A 17,689-nucleotide genomic window follows, 5' to 3' on the forward strand; every position below is an offset into this window, starting at 1 on the left:
TTTGCACCTTCTACTTAAGTTCTGGCCAGTAGCCTTTGTTTGCTTCAATCATATCGTCTAAAATTTGTTTAGCTACAAAAGCAGATGGAACTGGTTTATTCATAGTGAATGCCATAAGAGCTTTTTCATAAGAATTTTCTACAGCTGCCTCTACAACTAGTTTTTCACAAGCTTCTTGCTGTTCAATAAGTCCTTTATAGAAAGTTGGGATTTCTCCTACTCTTATTGGTTCTGGACCATCTTTAGTTATATATGCTGGAACCTCTACCATTGCATCATCTGGTACATTTTTAACTGCACCATTGTTTTCTACCATAACTAAATGTCTCTTTCTTAGGTCAAATGCTAAACTCATAGCTACTTCAACAATAAACTCACCATGAACTCCTGTGAAGAATTGTGAAAGATCTATTTCTCCAGTAGCATTGTATTCATCTACTGCATCAAATATTTTCTTTTCTCTTCCTTCCATAACTTCGTTAGCTCTTGTATGATTCTTATCTGCATCCTTAACTATGCTGTCACTTAATAGATAATATTGCATATAAGTATTAGGGAGATATTTAGGGAACATTCTTGCTATATATTTAGCATTATCAAATGTATGAAGCCATGATGCATCATTGTGTCTAACTTCACTTCTAGAGTCTGGTGGAATATAGCCATGTTCTCTAACATAAGCTTTTAATTCTTCAGTTTTATCTTCACCTTTTACTCTTACTTTAGTAAACCAACCGAAGTGATTTAATCCAAAATAATCTGCCTCAATATCATGTCTATCACAGTCTAATATATTAGACATATTTCTCATAATAGCTACTGGCATATCACATATATTAAGAATTCTAGCATTTGGTCTTAATTTATGCATAGCTTTTGCAACTATTGCTGCTGGGTTTGAGTAGTTTACAATCCAGTAGTTAGGACTTGCATATTTTTCACAGAAATCTATCATCTCAACCATTGGATATATAGTTCTTAAACCATATGCTAATCCTCCTGGTCCACAGGTTTCTTGTCCAACTACATCATATTTTAGTGGAATCTTTTCATCTGCTTCTCTTAATTTATATAAACCTACACGCATTTGAGCAAATACAAAGTCTGCGTCTTTAAATCCTTCTTCTGGATTAGTAGTAAATATAAGTTTTACTTCAGGATCAAACATCTCAACAACCTTTTTTACTATTACCCCTACCTTGTTTTGACGTTCCTCATTTATATCGTATAATCTAAGTTCAGATATTTTAAATTCGTCTTTTCTTGAAAGTAAACTTTTTACGATACCTGGTGTATATGTGCTTCCGCCGCCTACAATTACTAGTTTGAATGTTTTCATTTCAACTTCCTCCTAAATTCTTATTCTTTTATTTCTAATGCCTCATCAACAATTGTTCTAATTTTATTTATTGTAAGACCGTAGACTACTTGAATGTTATTTCCTTTTCTTACAACTCCAGATGCTCCTGTAGTTTTTAAAGTTTTTTCATCTATTACGCTGTTATCAACAACTTCTACTCTTAATCTTGAAAAACAATTCTCAACAGTTAATATGTTTTCTTTTCCACCTAAAGCCTTTATTATTGTAAGAGCTTTTTCTCTATCTGCTTTAGCCTCATCTTGGACTACTGCTGACTTCATTTGATTTTTTACTGCTGCTGCATTTTCATTTAAATCTATAATATCGTCTGAATCATCTTCTCTACCTGGAGTTTTTAGATTCATTTTTTCAATCATGAACTTGAACACAAAGAATATTACAACTATCTCAACAAGTCCTATTAATACATACATAGGCCAATGTGTTTTACCTACTCCAGCAGGCAAGTTTATAACTAAGAAATCCAAAATACCATTTGTTGCACAAACCCTTACATTGAATATATAAACAAACATTTGAAATAATCCATCAATAACTGAGTATACAAACCATAATAATGGTGCTGCAAATATAAATGTAAATTCAAGTGGTTCTGTAATACCAGCTATTACAGCTGTTAAAGTTGATGGAATTAATTGAGCTTTTAAGTTGCTACGTTTAACTTTTTTAGCTGTAAAGTAGAATGCTAAGGCTACTCCAATAACTCCAAAGGTTTTAACTAACCCATAAGTTAAAAATCTTGCTGAATCAGGCATCATAGTTATTGTTGGATCATTAAGGAGTGCTAAGAATACTGGTTTTGCGCCTATTACATTTTCACCACTTATTATCATCTGATCTCCCACTGCTGAATAAAGGAATGGTGACCAAATTAAATGATGTAGTCCTGTTGGAACTAAAAATCTATTCAAGAATCCATATACAAATACACCTAAAGCTCCTGCTGAACTCATAAATCCTGTTAAAGCTGTTATTCCATTTGCAATAGTTGGCCAAACATAAGTAGCCAAAATACTAAATACCGCAATTACTGGAATCATTACAACAAATACAAGTTTACTGTTACCATAAGGAGCCATAGCCCCTTTAAATTCTTTGCTTCCATATTTGTTGTGAACTACTGCAACAAGTACACCTAAAATCATTCCTAAAAAAACACCCATATCGGTTACATGGAAACCAAGTTGAATAGTTTGACCTGTTCCATATAAAGCACCTGCTGTATCTCCTTTGATTATCTTTCCTGATAACTCTAACCATCTACTATTTGCACCTAAAAATAATATATAAGACATAAGAGCTACAAAAGCAGCTTCTGCTTTTTTCTTTTTAGCCATTCCCATAGCTATTCCTACACAGAATAGAATACTTAAATTCCCCATAATAGGATTTAACATTCCATTAAAAAACTTTCCTATTGTCCAAATTGCTCCCTTTTCAGTAACAAAGGTTGTATTAGTAAAAACGGCAGTTAATGCGATAGACATTCCCACTATTGGTAAAAATAAGACCGGGCCAATCATAGCTTTGGCAAACTTTTGCATACTATTAAGAATCTTATCCTTCATTTAAATCTTCTCCTCTACCTACTTATTAAGTTTTATCTCTGGTAATTACCTTGAACCTAGAATAACATTATTAAATCTGCTTGTTAATAGTTTTCACCCTTTCAGTAACATGTTGACCAAAAAGTAAACATGTTTACCTTTTCAGATTAAAAATAGCCGTTTAAGAAAACCTTTCTCAAACGGCTATTTTACATGAATCACAAACTTTTCATCACTTTATCTAGTAAATATTCTATTATTATCATTACCCTAGCATAAAAATAATTTGCAGTTATATTTCTATCATCTAATTGTTTATCATCTAATATTGAAAAATGGAGAGTTGATTTTTTTGCCATATAATCCATAGGTCTTCCTGTAAAAGTAATTACCTCTAAATTATTTTTAACTGCATAATCTATAACCTTTGTTACACTTTCTGTTTCACCACTTTTAGATATACCTATAACTAATGACCCACCTATCTGATTGCTGTCGTACACTCCATATGAGTTAGTTTTAATACATTTAAATCCTAAAACCAAAAGCTTTCTCCAAAAAAATTCTGCAATAGGATCTGAAAAACCAGTAGCTGTTATAAGAATTATATTATCCCTATTTTTTACAAGCATATTTATAAAACTATCTATGTTTTCCTTCTCAATCTCCTCTATGAAACTGGTAATATCTGAAGTTCTATCTTGATTCTTTTTTTGATTTTTAATAATGAAATTAAGTCTATACACCATATCAGTGTAGCCTGTATATCCCAACTTTTTTGATAATTTAATTATGGTGGCAGTAGAAGTATAATTAATATTTGCAACTTCCCTTACTCCCATATTTAATACCTTATCTATATTTTTTAATATATATTCAAGTAGCTGTCTCTCAACTTCAGTTAACTTATAATTATCAGCAAGCTTATAAATATCAAACTCCATGTCCTACCTCCTGTAATTTATGATGCTCTTTTTATAATATCACAACTACATTGATAATCTCACAGGTTTTATTGGAATTTCCAAAAATAGATTTTTACACTTCACTTACTTTCTCAGCTAAAGGTATCTTTCTATCTTTTTTTTCTAAAATAACCAATCCTCCTAAAGTAATAATTGTACCTAAAAGAGATAAAAGCGTTATTTTTTCCTTTAATATTATGGCTGAAGTCAGGAGAGTTACTATAGGAACTAGATAAATGTAGACACTTGTCTTAACTACTCCTAACACTTTTACGCAATAGTTCCAGGTTCCAAAACATAAAGCTGATGCCCCTATTCCTAAAAATAGAATATTAAGCAAGTTATTCAGTTCAGAGAATCTATTTAAATTAATTTTGAAGTCATAAATAAACAAAGCGGGTATCATAAATATTATTCCATAAAAGAAAACCTTTCTCGTAACTAATATAATATTATATTTAAATTCACTTATCTTCTTTATTAAGGTAGAATATACAGCCCAAACAATTGCTGCAAAAACAGCTAATATATCCCCTATTGGGTTTAGCATAAGGACTCTACTACTATTGAAGTTTATTAATAATATTCCTATCATAGCAACTAGAAATCCTTTAAAAAATCTAAGTTCTAATTTTTCTTTTTTCAAGAAAAAGTGTGCAAGTAAAGCTGTAAAGAATGGATTTATAGAAACTATAACCCCAACATTAGAAGCAAGTGTATAGGTTAATGCTATATTCTCTAATAAAAAGTACAAGGTAACTCCAGTTATACCTGCAAATATAAAATACCACTCTTGCTTTCTATCAAGAAGCTTAAACTTTTTAGGATATGCCACTAAGAGAACAAAATAGCCTATAATAAATCTAAAAAATAGTATTTCTACAGGTGAAAATTCTTTTAAAAGTACCTTAGTAGATATGAATGTAGTCCCCCAAATTATTATTGTAATAAGTGCAAGTAAATGCCCTCTTGTATTTTCATTTTTTATCATAACTTTCTCCTTCATTATCATTTTGAGTAAATATCTTCATATATTGCCTTGGAGTAAGACCTATAAAATTTTTAAAGAACTTTGAAAAATGACTTTGATCCACAAATCCTGTCTCCATAGCAGTTTCAATTATTGATGCTCCACCCTCTAACAATAGTTTTGCTTTGTTTATTCTTATTGTTTCTAAATAACTATAAGGGGAAATTCCTTTTTGTTTAGCAAAAGAACGTAGAAGATAGTATTTACTTAATTTAACTAAATCACTTAGTTCATTTAAGGTTATATTCCTTGTATAATTATTTTCTAAAAACTCACAAACCATTTCAATTTCGCTACTTATATTGTCAAGCTTGAATACAGGTACTGGTTCTGTAAATTCCTCAATTAATTGCTCAATTAGAAAATAGAAAAGTTCTTCCTTTTTAAAATCCTTCTCTTCACTAAAAATCATAGAATGAAGTTCCTTTAAGGATGAAGATAGTTCACTATGAAATAGAACTGTTTTATTAAAGTAAGGAGTATATTCTTTCCCAGTAATCTCAAAAGCAACTTTTCTCATAACTTCCACTTTAATGTTAATGCACCTATAATCTAAGGTTTTATTGTCAATCTGCTCACAGGCATGATTGTCTTTTGGGTTAAACACAACTATATCTCCAGGCTCAACTATATATTCTTTATTTTTGCACTCTAACCTTCTCCTGCCACTATCTATAAAACCTATAACATAACAATCATGAAAGTGATTCGGAAACTTCTGCATTATACCTTTAAAGTTGTAAGCCTCTATATTAAGTTCTGTATCGTATTTTATGGTTCTTATTTCATTTTTCACTTTAAAACTTCCTTTCTCAATTTCATGGTCTAAGTTTATCATAAAAATAATATGGTTTCTTGTATGATATTGCTTTGTTTCTTCACATTAAATTGGACACAACTTATATTTTAGTGCTATAATCATTTTGTTAAAAACCATTAAGAGGAGTGAATTATATGTTTAGTGTAAATGCTGAAAAATGTATAGGCTGTGGTCTATGTGTTAAAGACTGTTTTCCAAGAGATATAGAAATGGTGGATGGAAAAGCTAAAATTAATAATGTAACTTGTATGAAATGTGGACATTGTATAGCTGTATGCCCAAAGGCAGCTGTATCTACCTATGACTATGATATGAATGAGGTAAAAGAATTTTCTTCTGAGGATTTTTCTTTAAGTTCTGATAACTTATTGAATTTTATTAAATATAGAAGAACTATAAGACAATTTAAAGATAAAGAAGTTGAAGAAGAAAAGCTTATAAAGATAATTGAAGCAGGAAGATTTACTCAAACTGGAAGCAATCTTCAAGATGTTTCTTATACTGTTATAAGAGGTGAAAACCTAAAAACACTTAAAGATATGACTTTTGAAAGCTTAAAAGTAATAGGTGAAAACATGCTAAATGATCCATCACCTGAGATGTCAAGATATAAGAGATATGCTCAGATGTGGTTAGACATGTATGCTAATTACAAACAAGATTCTAAAAATGATAAAATATTCTTTAATGCACCATCAGTAATAGTTGTTACAGCTAATTCAGATGTTAGCGGTGCTTTAGCATCTTCAAATATGGAATTAATGACAAATGCTTTAGGTCTTGGAACCTTCTTTAGCGGATTTTTTGTAAGAGCTTCTCAAAACAGCAAAGAAATTTTAGATTTTCTTAATATAGAACCAGGTAAACAAGTTGTTACTTGTATGATTATAGGATATCCAAGTGTCACTTATAAGAGAACTGTACCAAGAAAATCTGCAAGCATAACTTGGAAATAAGCTTTCTATAATTTATAATAAAATAAAAAAGGGAGGTATTTCTATGGATTTTGTAGAGTTAGTAAAAGAAAGATATTCTGTTAGAAGTTTTGATTCAAAAAAGGTTGAAAAAGAAAAGCTAGATTTAATACTTGAATCAGCTAGATTAGCTCCAACTGCTGCAAATCGCCAGCCACAGAGAATTCTAGTACTTGAAAGTGATGAAGCTTTAGAGAAATTAAAATCTTGCACTACTTATCATTTCAATGCACCACTTGCATTAGTTGTGTGTGTTGATACAGAAACTTCTTGGAAGCGTGTTAAGTTTGATGGTAAATCCTCAAGTGATATTGATGCAAGCATTATAACAACCCACATGATGCTTCAACTTCATGAACTTGGTCTTGGAAGTACTTGGGTTGGTTTCTTTGATCCAGTTGCAATAAAAGAAGCCTATAATATTCCTGATAATTTAGAAGCAATAAGTATACTTCCAGTAGGATATCCAAGTCAGGACTCAAAACCTAGCCCTATGCATACAACTAGAAAAGAACTTTCTGAAATAGTTTTTTATAATAAATTCTAATATGAAAAATGATGCTATTTATTCTAGCATCATTTTTTTATAATACTCACTTAATGAAGAAAGTCTTTCAATCATAAGTTCTTTTAAGGAATTGGGTTTTATTGACATTATAGAGTCAGAGTAATTAATAAAATAATTTGATATAAATTTCTCCTCTCCTTTATTATAAAAACCCTTGATATAATTTCTTTCACCCTCAATATTTAAGTGCATTGATGGATAGTGTTCCTTGTAAAATAAGTCTACACCTTTATTAGTTACCTCTATTTCAAAATCTATAGCTTCTTTTCTTTTAAATACTTTTAAAAATGCTTGCTTTAATTCTTTGATAGATTTGGGTTTATAATCATCTATTATAGAAATATACTCTATCTTGTCACATCTAAAAACTCTAATAGTTTCAGTTTCAAAATTAAATGCAGTTACATACCATTGCCCATAATTAGCTGTTATATCAAAGAACTGAACTTTATACTCTTTTCTAATTCCCTTTTTAGTATATATTAGATTACAAACCTGCTCCTCAATGGCTGCTTTTAAAATATCTTTTAATAAAGGACTACTATTATTATGTTTTGATACTTCAAACCGTAATATTTCTTCCATCTTATGAAGTTCGTCAATATATCCTTCTGAAAGACACATCTCAAATTTTCTTTTTAATGTTTCTAGTTTTAAATGAAATGGAGTTGATTCGTAAGCTTTTAAAGTTAACATCGAAAAATATAACGCACTCATTTCATCTACTGTAAATACAATTGGAGATAATAATTTGTTTTTTAAGACACCATAACGACCATTTCTTCCTGGTTCTGAAAAAATAGGCATTCCCATTTCCTCTAAAGATGCTACATCCCTTAATGCTGTACTTTTAGAAATATCATATCTATCCATTAGATCCTTAAGATTAAAGAAATTTTTATCATTAAGATATATCATCATATCATTTATTCTTTCAGATTTACTCATAATTTTCTCCTTATCATATTAATGGTATCAAAAAGTGACACCTTTTGAAAGTATACTATAACTATACTAATTATTAAAGGAGCGAATTAAATGGATATAAAAAAAGAATTTTTAAGAATTATGAAAGAGCACACTGAAATTGCCTTAGCAACAAATTTTGATAACCAATCTAACGTAAGAATTGTTAACTTTTATTATGAAGAAGCTTCTAACCTGCTATTTTTCACAAGTTTTAATAAAAACAATAAAATAAAAGAATTTAAATTAAACCCAAATGTAGCCTTTACAACAATCCCCCATGTAGAAAATGAACATATAAGAGCAACGGGACAAGTTATAGAAAGTCCTCGTACTATATATGATTTAAGAGAGGCTTTTGTAAACAAGTTCCCATTCTACGAAGATTTAATAAATCAAGTTGGAGAAAGTTTAATTCTTTTTGAAGTTCATTTTCCTAGTGCTAAAGTAACTTTAGATATGGAAAACAGCAGTACAATATCACTAAAATAAAAAATATCTGGAGGCAATTACTGTCTTCAGATATTTTTTATTCTCATCTATTTGCCCAAGCTGGAAGTTTCTCCATCATGGATTTTGCTGCTGTAGTTGCGACTTCTTCCATTAACCCTTGAGTATTAACTATAAATTTTGTTAAAGACTCTAACTTCTCATCATAAGACTGCATTGAGCCGTCTTCTTTTGAGCAGTATTTACAATAATCTTTAGTTTCATCTTCATTTGGAAAGTCCTCTTTATGTTTTAATGGCATTCCACAGGCAATACATTTTTTCATATTTTTCACCTCTTATTTATTCATTTTTACATAATCGGTTATTCCTAATCTGTTTCCAAAAGGATCTTCAAACTCTACTGCTACTCCAGTACCTATTTCAAAGGGTTCTGATAAAAATTCAACCCCTTTTTCCTTAAGTTCTTTATAAATATCTTGAACATTATCAACTTCAAACCATATAGTAGGTTTAATGTTTTTAAATATGGTTTCATCTTTTAGTATAATTGCAGGTTCTTCATCACCTACATTAAAAGCCATCATCCCTTTATTAGAGAAATCAAACTTAAGTTTTAATCCCAAAGTTTCTCCATAATACTCTTTTGCTTCCTTAAGATCCTTTACGCCTAGAAAAAAATTATCATAATTATTCATTTTAAAGTCCCCTATCTTTTATATATTTATTTGCAAGTTTATAAACTTGATTTACATGCTTGTTAGAAATATCCCAAGTTTTAAGTTCTTCTGTTATAAGAGAAGTATGTTTTTTACTTATATCTCTTAAGGCATTTCCTACAGATTTTCTTACATATTCACTTTCATCTTCTTTAAGTTCTGAAAGTAAATCTACTGCTACCTTTGGATGTTCCCTAAAATAATCTCTTCCTGTCCATATCCTTAATCCTTCAGTAACAGCCCTTCTGACATTTGCTCTATCACTTTTAAGCCAATCTTTAATTACAGGTAATGTTTTTTCATATCCTACGCAGGAGCAATACTTATCAAAGGCCTTTGCCAATATCTCTTGAACTCTCCAGTTTTCATCTAAGCTTACTTCCTCTTTTAGTAATACCAAGGCCTCATTTTTCTTCCAAGCAATTTCTCCTAAAATAAAAACCCCAAGTTCCCTAACTTGATAAATTTCTGATAAATAAAACTCTTTTCCAAGGTTAAAACTCTCTTCAATAGTATTGTTCTTAACTAAAACAAGAGCCTCTTTTTCAATTTCCTTAAACCCATTTTCAACTATTTTTACTCTATCTAGTATTTCCTCATACATGCCTATCCCTTCTTTACCTTTATTAGTTTTATATAATGATTAATTAAATCCTGACCATAATTATTTAAAATAGATCCATCTTTAGTAAATAAATCCCCATTAGTTAAATAATAATGGATTAATCCTACCCATGAGTTAAATAACAAATGTATAGGTGTATCTATTATTTTCCCTTTAGCTATTTCTTCCTTTAATACTTCCCCAATATGGAAAGATATACTGGATTGAATTATTATATATATATTACTAGCACTTTCAGGCAGCAATGTTCTCTCTATTATGAGCCTCGTATAAAACTTTTCAAACTCTATAAGTCCATTTATGTGGGCTTTTAGAATCTCTTCTAAGCTGCCCTTCACATCAATGAGCTCTTGAAGTTTTGAAACAATCCTATTCCCAACCTCTTCAATTACAGTATCTAGTAACTCCTCTTGAGTTTTAAAGTGAGAAAAAACTGTTCCGTGGGATACCCCTGCTTCTTTAGATATATCTATGGTTTTAGTATTTAATATTCCATTATCACCAAATAGTTTTATGGCTACCTCTATTAATTTCTTTCTAGTTAATTCCTTCTGCACATATCTTTTATTTTCTTTCATATGTTTCTTCCTTTAATTTAATTGAGTGTTTACTCATTGAGTTACAACTTAATAATATTCTTATAATTATTTTTTGTCAACAAAAAAGTATCCAGAATATTTCTCTGGATACTTTTTTTAAATCTATCCTATTGGAATATATGTAGCTTTTTCTCTTGGTTTTGAGAAAAAATCATCTACTGTTTTTATCCACTTTTTAAAGTGCTCAGTTTCTAAATGAGATGACATTCCTTTTTCTGAATTATATACTTCATAAAGCAAAAACTTAGTTTCATCTTCATCACTTTGAAAAAAGTCAAAACTTATTACTTCTTCTTCCTTTAAAGAATTTCTCTGATTCTCTAGAGTGGCCTTAATAAAGTCTTCTCTATTCTCCATATTAATATATAGAGTTACACTTTTTATTATCACTTTTAGTTCTCCTTATAGTTCCATGCTCATTCTAATCATATCAACACACTCTATACCATTTTCTATAATTTTTTCTTCATAATGCTTTTTGAAAAAATCTCTATCTACTCCAGTTATTCTAAAACCACATTTTTGATAAAAAGCTAGTTGAGTTATACTTGAATTTCCTGTACCAACTTCTAAAGTTTTTGCTTTTTGTATTTTGGATTTATTAATTGCATCATATATTAACAATTTACCTATTCCTTTTCCTTGATACTCATCGCAAATCGAAATATTTACAAGCTCCAAGGTAGCTGGTCTAGTTTTAATAAGTACATATGCACCTATAATATTGTTACCAATAAAACCACCATAAACTTCCCCTCTGCTTGCATACTCCTCTACTACTTCCATAGATGGATCTGATAATAAAAGTAAATCATAAGGAATTTCCTTTTTGTTTTCAATCTTTCTAATCTCAATTTTCTCCATTTGTCCCCCTTACTCCAATAAAAGTTCATAGAACTTCATTAGATTCCTTTTAATCTTACTACTATAGCATACCATACTCGTCTTACATTTGATTATTAAAATTCGATGTGGTATTCTTAAAAATAATATACAAATTTGACTTAAGGAGTAGCAAATATGGAAAGTATTTATAAAAATTATTCACCACTAGCTAAACTTGAAAATGAAGATGAGGTTAATAAATATTGGTTTATATTTTTCAATAACAAGCTTTTAGTAGAAGTCATTAATGATAAGGTAACCATCCCGTCTACTAAAACCCTAGAGGAATTAAACCTTTCTACTATTAGAAAACAATATCTTGGAACTCTTTTTGAACAACCTTCTTATTCAGTAGAAGTTGATTTAGAAGAATCTCCTAAAGAAAACTTGTACTTTAAGGAACTACGCTCTTTATATAATGACTTAGATGAAGATATCTTTCTTTTAGCTGGGAAAGCTTATCAAATTGTTACTTGGGATAAAACTCATCAATATTGTGGTTGTTGCGGAAGTACTACTATAACAATCAAAGAAGAATACGCAAAAAAATGTACAAACTGTGGATTTGTAAACTATCCAAGAATATCACCTGCAGTAATAACAGCTGTATTTAAAGAAGGTAAACTTCTTTTAGCTCACAATAAATCTTTTAAAGGAAATATGCATAGTCTTATAGCTGGTTTTGTAGAACCTGGAGAAACCCTTGAAGAAGCAGCCAAAAGAGAAATACAAGAAGAAGTTGGGATACAAGTTAAAAACGTTAAATATTGGGGAAGTCAACCTTGGCCATTTCCTAATTCATTAATGGTAGGTTTTACTGCTGATTATGAAAGTGGAGAAATAGTTGAGGATGGAACTGAAATTCTTTCAGCAGACTGGTTTGATATTGATAACCTACCTGAATTGCCAACTAGAGTGAGTATAGCAAGAAAAATAATAGATTCATATATAGAAAAAAATAAAGCCTAGAATTTCTAGACTTTATTTTTTAATTTAAATTATCCACAAAACATGTCCTATTTCTTCCTAAATTTTTTGCTTCATACAAAGCCTTATCTGCATCATTTATAAATTCTGATATGGTATGTTGATTATTAGGAACCATCGTTGTTACTCCTAGGCTTAAGGTCACATTTTTAGATATAGGAGAAGACTCATGGGGAATATCAAGATTTATTATATTTTTTCTTATCTCTTCAGCTATAATTTCTGCACCTTCTTTATGTGTCTCAGGCAATATTATAACAAACTCTTCTCCACCATACCTAGCTGAAAGATCCAAAGTCCTTTTTGCACTTTTAGATAGTTCTTTTGCGACTGCCTTTAAGCAGTCATCACCTTTAATATGTCCATAGTTATCGTTGTATAATTTAAAGTAATCAATGTCCATAATTATTAAGGACAGTGGTTTACTGGAGTTTAAACAATTATTCCAGCTCATCTCTATGTATGAATCAAAATTTCTTCTGTTTGATATTCCTGTTAATCCATCTGTGTAAGACAAATTTTCTAAATTAAAATTTGCTGCCTTAAGTTCAGATAATTCTTTTATCTTAATCTCCAGCAAGGTTTTTTGTTGCTCAATTATCTTGTTTTGATTATAAAGCTCTATAAAAAACTTCACCTTACTTTGTAATACCACTGGTTCAATAGGCTTAAAGAGATAATCAACAGCTCCAACCTCATACCCCTTAAATATACACTTCTTTTCTTTACTGATTGCAGTTACAAATATTATAGGAGTAAATCGAGTTCTTGAATTACTTCTCATTAGTTCAGCTATTTCAAATCCATCCATTTCAGGCATCTGAACATCTAATAAAACTAAAGCAAAATTATAATCAAACATCAAGCTTAGTGCTTCATTTCCTGAAGTAGCTTTTATAATATTGCATTCCATATTATAAAGTATGCTCTCTAATACCAATAAGTTTTCTGGCCTATCATCCACAATTAATATATCTATGTAATTTTTTCTGCTCACATTAAACTCCTCTAATAGTAATTTTATAAAATTATAAACCTAAAATTGTTCTTCTATATCTCTTTTGAAATATCTTTTCTTTCATTACAAAATCATTAAACATTTCTGCATTTTTAGAAAACTTTATATTTTCCTTAGAACCTAAACATAAAAACCCACCACTTATTAAGCTGTCTGCAAAAAGCTTAGTGACCTTGTCCTGCAAATCCTTACTAAAATATATTAATACATTTCTGCAGACTATAACGTGCATCTCTCCAAAAACTCCATCTGTAACAAGATTATGGTCTGCAAAAGTAACCTTCTCTCTCAAACTTTTATCAAACACAACAAAATCATTGCTTGCCAAATAATAGTTTGAAAGAGTTGATAACCCTCCAGCTTTTTGATAATTATAGCTATACTCCTTTATTCTCTCAAGTGGATAGATACCTTCTTTTGCCTTTTTTAAAACAACCTTATTAAAATCTGTTGCATATATTTGAGCTCTATCATATAAACCCTCTTCTTTTAGAAGAATAGCCATAGAATAAACCTCTTCTCCAGTTGAACATCCAGCATGCCAAATTCTAATAAAAGGATAAGTCTTAAGTACTGGTATAATCTTTTCTCTAAAACTTTTAAAAAAGCTTGGATCACGATACATTTCAGTTACATTTATAGAGAAATCACTTAATATTGTGCTTATAAACTTTTTATCATATATAACTTTGTGTTGAAGTTCACTTATATTTTTTAAATCTTCCATAGTCATTCTATGAACAATTCTACGTTTTATATGTGCTGGAGAATAACCCCTAAAATCATAACCGTATTTCTTATATATTGTTTCTAATAATAAAGCTATCTCCAAATCTTCATTATCAATTTTTTCTTTTAATTCCTCATTACTCATTTATACAACCACACCCTTAATAGAGAAATAAGTCTAGGAACATCTATAGGTTTAGTTAAATAGTCATCTGCTCCTACTTCAATACACTTTTGCCTATCTTCTTTCATTGATTTTGCTGTAACTGCTATTATAGGTGTTTTTGTAAATTTTGAATCTTTTCTAATTTCTTTAATTGCTAAATATCCGTCCATGTCAGGCATCATTATATCCATTAAAATTAAATCAATATTACCTTCTTCATTAAGTTTTTTTATTCCTTCACTTCCGCTTCTTCCAACTACTACCTTAAGACCTTTTTCTTCTAATACGCTAGTAAGTGCAAATACATTTCTCATATCATCATCTACTATTAGAATTTTTTTATTCTTAAAACCATCTTCTTCTACAGCTGATTGCATTTCATCTATTTCTATATTTTTCATTTCTATATCAGTTTCTTGAAGGAATAAACTAACTTCAGAAACTAATCTTTCACTAGAACGAGCACCCTTTATAATAATACTTTCAGTATACCTTTGTAACTTTTCTTCTTCATCTCTTGTTAATTGTTTTCCTGTATATATTATTATAGGAAAGTTTATAAGTTCTCTTTGCTTTAGTTCTAATAAGAAGTCTAAAGCTTTCATGTCCATTAATTCATAATCTAATATCATGCAGTCAAAGTTTTCATTTTCCAATAGTTCTAATGACTTTATACCACTTTTTACAGTTGTTATAAGTACATCTTTATCTTCTAATATTTGTTCCATATTTGAGTTTTTTTCTGACTCTACAATCAAAAGCTTTTTAAAATCATCTTTTAAACTATCCACTTCTTTTTCTTCTGCGGTCTTACTTACTTGAGTATTAACTTCACTATGAGTTTTAACCCTTTTTGCTTCAAAAGTCAAAGTAAAGGTGCTTCCAATGCCTTCATAACTCTTTACAGTTATTTCTCCATTCATAAGTTTTGCAAACTCTCTTGATATAGATAATCCTAGTCCAGTTCCACCATATTTTCTGCTTGTACTTCCATCTGATTGTTTAAATGCCTCAAATATAAGTTCTGTTTTATCTGATGCAATTCCTATTCCTGTATCTTTTACAGCTATATCTATATAGTAATTATACTCATCAGATTTTTTAGTTTTGCTTGAAGTTATAGAGTAAGTAACTCCACCTTTATGAGTAAACTTAAATGCATTAGATAAAAGATTGTTCGATATCTGCTGAAGTCTTTGATAGTCTGCCATTACTTCTAACTCTAATCCATCTTCTACTTCAACATCAAAGTATAAACCTTTTTTCTCTGCAAATGGAGCAAAAGATTGTTTTACATATTTGACTAAGTCTGCTAAACTGATAACTTCTAAGTTCAACTCTAACTTACCTGCTTCAACTTTAGAAATATCTAATATATCATTTATAAGTTTCAACAAGTCTTCCCCAGATGAGTTTATAGTGTTTGCAAACTCAAGTTGTTTTTCAGATAATGTACCATTTTCTTTATTTTCTGCAATCATTTGTGAAAGTACTATTATACTATTTAATGGAGTTCTAAGTTCATGGGACATGTTAGCTAAAAACTCTGACTTATATTTACTTGCAAGTTCTAAAGCATTAGCTTTTTCCTCTATTTCCTTTTGGGCTTTTGTTAAATTTTCATTTTTAGCTGTTATATCTTTTTTCTGAAGTTCTAAACCCTTAGTTCTCTCTTCTAGTTCTTCATTTAAAACTCTAAGTTCTTCTTGCTGCCTTTGCATGTAAGCTTCGGACTCTTTTAAAGCCTTAGTTTGTTGTTCTAACTCTTCATTATTTTGTCTTAACTCTTCTTGCTGAGTTTGTAGTTCTTCTGACTGCTCTAAAGTTTTTCTTAAAAGCTCTTTCAGTTTGTTTTGAGCTTCTGCAGAGTTTACAGCTATTGCAACTCCATTACTTACTTGTTCAATAAACTCTAACTGTTTATCACTAAACTCGTCAAAAGTTCCGAGTTCAATTATACAAACTACTTCATTATTGTCTAAACAAGGAACAACTAAAATGTTTTTAGGGACTGCTTCACCTAGTCCAGTATTTATGTATACATAGTCCTCCGGTATATTACTAATTGTCATACTTTGCTTTTCTAAAGCAGCTTGACCTATTATACCTTCTCCAAGTTTAACTATGTTAGAAAGATTTTTACGTTTTTTATATGCATAACTTCCAACTAACTTAAAGTTGCCATCTTCTGTTTTAACATATATAGCTCCTATTTTTGCATCAACATATTTACTTATATAATTAATCACTTTGTTGGCTAATACTGGTATGTTAACCTCTCCATTTATATTTTCGGTAAGCTCTGCATGTCCTGACTTAATCCAATTTTGATTTCTATTTTCTGTCATTATTTCCGTTAGTTTAAACATAAAAGTATTAAAATACTTAGCCATAGCCCCAAGTTCATCTTTTGAGTCTGCATTTAATCTAACATTTAAATCTGCATCTCCTTCAGATATCCTTTTAAAAGTTTCTGTTACTGTAGTTACAGGTTCCACAACCATTCTTGCCAAGAAGAAACCTATAAGAACTGAAACAAAAACTACTGCAACAGCTCCAACTAAAATTACATATACAGTTAACTTTTGAGTAGCTTTAAGATTGCTTTTTCTAGTTTCCAATACACTAACTTCTTTGTCAGCAATCTCCTTTAAAGAACTCCTCATGTCGTCCATATAGTTCTTAGCAACACCTTTTTGAGCTTCTTTAACTAATTCCTCAAGTCTTACGTTTCCAGTATTAACTTGTTTTCTTGCTTCAATTATGTTGCCATTTTGATAGTCAATCCATAAGTCTAAATCACTTCTTAATTTATTTATTCTTGTTTGCTGTATTGGATTACCACTTGTATAACTACTTAACTCTTCAATCTCATTATAAATATCTGTCTTTCCTTTATTAAAAGGTTCTAAAAACTCATCCTTACCTGTAAAAGCAAAACCTCTTGCTCCAGTTTCCATATTTAATAAACTAATTAAAATCTGATCCGATTTTCTTATTATATTGTAACTCTCAACATTTGAATCAATTGCCTTACTTTGTCCATTAAAATTAATGTAAATATAACTTAGTAGTCCAAGTACAAATATGACGACTAAGCCAAGTGCAAATGATAATTTTTGAGCAATTTTAAAATTCTTTAAGAACATATAATTCTCCTAAATCAAATTATTTTTATCCTGTATCAAAGATATTTTAGCATACGACAAATTATTACACAATCAAATAATATTAATTAAAATTTTTATCTAAATTCATTAA

General features: G+C 29.8%; 19 protein-coding genes. 4 read left to right on the top strand and 15 right to left on the bottom strand.

What is annotated here, in order from left to right; genetic code table 11:
• Positions 1-10 precede the first annotated feature (10 nt).
• The 5 genes from P8F83_RS10415 to P8F83_RS10435 all read right to left on the bottom strand — a co-directional run bounded on the left by P8F83_RS10415 (position 11) and on the right by P8F83_RS10435 (position 5,719).
• Positions 11-1,339 carry a 6-phospho-alpha-glucosidase gene (locus tag P8F83_RS10415; protein WP_238902404.1) on the bottom strand — a complete coding sequence of 443 codons (1,329 nt, stop codon included), beginning with the start codon at positions 1,337-1,339 and terminating at the stop codon, positions 11-13.
• Between the two features lie 20 nt (positions 1,340-1,359).
• A complete protein-coding gene (locus tag P8F83_RS10420) occupies positions 1,360-2,949 on the bottom strand; it encodes a PTS transporter subunit EIIC (RefSeq protein ID WP_326514539.1) in 1,590 nt (529 codons plus the stop codon).
• Between the two features lie 197 nt (positions 2,950-3,146).
• Complete coding sequence (locus P8F83_RS10425) at positions 3,147-3,872, bottom strand: MurR/RpiR family transcriptional regulator (protein WP_326514540.1); 726 nt, start codon at positions 3,870-3,872, stop codon at positions 3,147-3,149.
• A 94-nt stretch (positions 3,873-3,966) separates the two neighbouring features.
• Positions 3,967-4,884, bottom strand: a complete 918-nt coding sequence (locus P8F83_RS10430; protein ID WP_326514541.1) for a DMT family transporter — start codon at positions 4,882-4,884, stop codon at positions 3,967-3,969.
• Positions 4,871-5,719, bottom strand: a complete 849-nt coding sequence (locus tag P8F83_RS10435; RefSeq protein ID WP_326514542.1) for an AraC family transcriptional regulator — start codon at positions 5,717-5,719, stop codon at positions 4,871-4,873. Before P8F83_RS10435 ends, P8F83_RS10430 begins: the two co-directional genes overlap by 14 nt.
• A gap of 158 nt (positions 5,720-5,877) precedes the next feature.
• Here P8F83_RS10435 and P8F83_RS10440 point away from each other — a divergent pair, with 158 nt between their 5' ends.
• Both P8F83_RS10440 and P8F83_RS10445 read left to right on the top strand, forming a co-directional pair.
• On the top strand, positions 5,878-6,699 hold the full coding sequence (locus P8F83_RS10440) for a nitroreductase family protein (RefSeq protein ID WP_326514543.1): 822 nt from the start codon (positions 5,878-5,880) through the stop codon (positions 6,697-6,699).
• Positions 6,700-6,742: 43 nt separating this feature from the next.
• Entirely contained in the window at positions 6,743-7,264 is a 522-nt protein-coding gene (locus tag P8F83_RS10445; protein WP_073022412.1) for a nitroreductase family protein, read from the top strand.
• Between the two features lie 18 nt (positions 7,265-7,282).
• On the opposite strand, the gene P8F83_RS10450 is transcribed toward P8F83_RS10445, so the two are convergent.
• The gene (locus tag P8F83_RS10450; protein ID WP_326514544.1) at positions 7,283-8,233 is read right to left on the bottom strand and encodes a helix-turn-helix transcriptional regulator; all 951 of its coding nucleotides are present in this window, start codon (positions 8,231-8,233) and stop codon (positions 7,283-7,285) included.
• Positions 8,234-8,323: 90 nt separating this feature from the next.
• Between P8F83_RS10450 and P8F83_RS10455 the strand changes: the two genes are divergently transcribed.
• Positions 8,324-8,743, top strand: a complete 420-nt coding sequence (locus P8F83_RS10455; protein WP_326514545.1) for a pyridoxamine 5'-phosphate oxidase family protein — start codon at positions 8,324-8,326, stop codon at positions 8,741-8,743.
• Between the two features lie 43 nt (positions 8,744-8,786).
• On the opposite strand, the gene P8F83_RS10460 is transcribed toward P8F83_RS10455, so the two are convergent.
• The 6 genes from P8F83_RS10460 to P8F83_RS10485 all read right to left on the bottom strand — a co-directional run bounded on the left by P8F83_RS10460 (position 8,787) and on the right by P8F83_RS10485 (position 11,507).
• A complete protein-coding gene (locus P8F83_RS10460; protein WP_326514546.1) occupies positions 8,787-9,026 on the bottom strand; it encodes a zinc ribbon domain-containing protein in 240 nt (79 codons plus the stop codon).
• Between the two features lie 12 nt (positions 9,027-9,038).
• On the bottom strand, positions 9,039-9,398 hold the full coding sequence (locus P8F83_RS10465; RefSeq protein WP_326514547.1) for a VOC family protein: 360 nt from the start codon (positions 9,396-9,398) through the stop codon (positions 9,039-9,041).
• Position 9,399: 1 nt separating this feature from the next.
• Positions 9,400-10,023 (bottom strand): DNA alkylation repair protein, encoded by a 624-nt coding sequence (locus tag P8F83_RS10470; protein ID WP_326514548.1) that lies wholly within the window; start codon positions 10,021-10,023, stop codon positions 9,400-9,402.
• A gap of 2 nt (positions 10,024-10,025) precedes the next feature.
• Positions 10,026-10,622, bottom strand: a complete 597-nt coding sequence (locus P8F83_RS10475; RefSeq protein WP_326514549.1) for a TetR/AcrR family transcriptional regulator — start codon at positions 10,620-10,622, stop codon at positions 10,026-10,028.
• 123 nt (positions 10,623-10,745) lie between these two features.
• Positions 10,746-11,033 (bottom strand): putative quinol monooxygenase, encoded by a 288-nt coding sequence (locus P8F83_RS10480; protein WP_326514550.1) that lies wholly within the window; start codon positions 11,031-11,033, stop codon positions 10,746-10,748.
• A 12-nt stretch (positions 11,034-11,045) separates the two neighbouring features.
• Positions 11,046-11,507: a GNAT family N-acetyltransferase gene (locus tag P8F83_RS10485; protein WP_326514551.1), complete on the bottom strand. Its 462-nt coding sequence runs from the start codon at positions 11,505-11,507 to the stop codon at positions 11,046-11,048.
• Positions 11,508-11,663: 156 nt separating this feature from the next.
• Between P8F83_RS10485 and nudC the strand changes: the two genes are divergently transcribed.
• Positions 11,664-12,497, top strand: coding sequence for an NAD(+) diphosphatase (gene nudC / locus P8F83_RS10490; RefSeq protein ID WP_326514552.1), 834 nt, complete (start codon positions 11,664-11,666; stop codon positions 12,495-12,497).
• 19 nt (positions 12,498-12,516) lie between these two features.
• On the opposite strand, the gene P8F83_RS10495 is transcribed toward nudC, so the two are convergent.
• From P8F83_RS10495 to P8F83_RS10505, 3 genes are read right to left on the bottom strand one after another with little or no spacing between them, the layout of a single operon-like run.
• Positions 12,517-13,512, bottom strand: a complete 996-nt coding sequence (locus P8F83_RS10495; RefSeq protein WP_326514553.1) for a diguanylate cyclase domain-containing protein — start codon at positions 13,510-13,512, stop codon at positions 12,517-12,519.
• 31 nt (positions 13,513-13,543) lie between these two features.
• A complete protein-coding gene (locus P8F83_RS10500; RefSeq protein WP_326514554.1) occupies positions 13,544-14,407 on the bottom strand; it encodes a CheR family methyltransferase in 864 nt (287 codons plus the stop codon).
• Positions 14,404-17,577, bottom strand: coding sequence for a response regulator (locus P8F83_RS10505; RefSeq protein WP_326514555.1), 3,174 nt, complete (start codon positions 17,575-17,577; stop codon positions 14,404-14,406). Before P8F83_RS10505 ends, P8F83_RS10500 begins: the two co-directional genes overlap by 4 nt.
• Between the last annotated feature and the right edge of the window lie 112 nt (positions 17,578-17,689).

The sequence above is a fragment of the Clostridium intestinale genome (genome assembly GCF_035905475.1).
Taxonomy (GTDB): domain Bacteria; phylum Bacillota; class Clostridia; order Clostridiales; family Clostridiaceae; genus Clostridium_T; species Clostridium_T intestinale.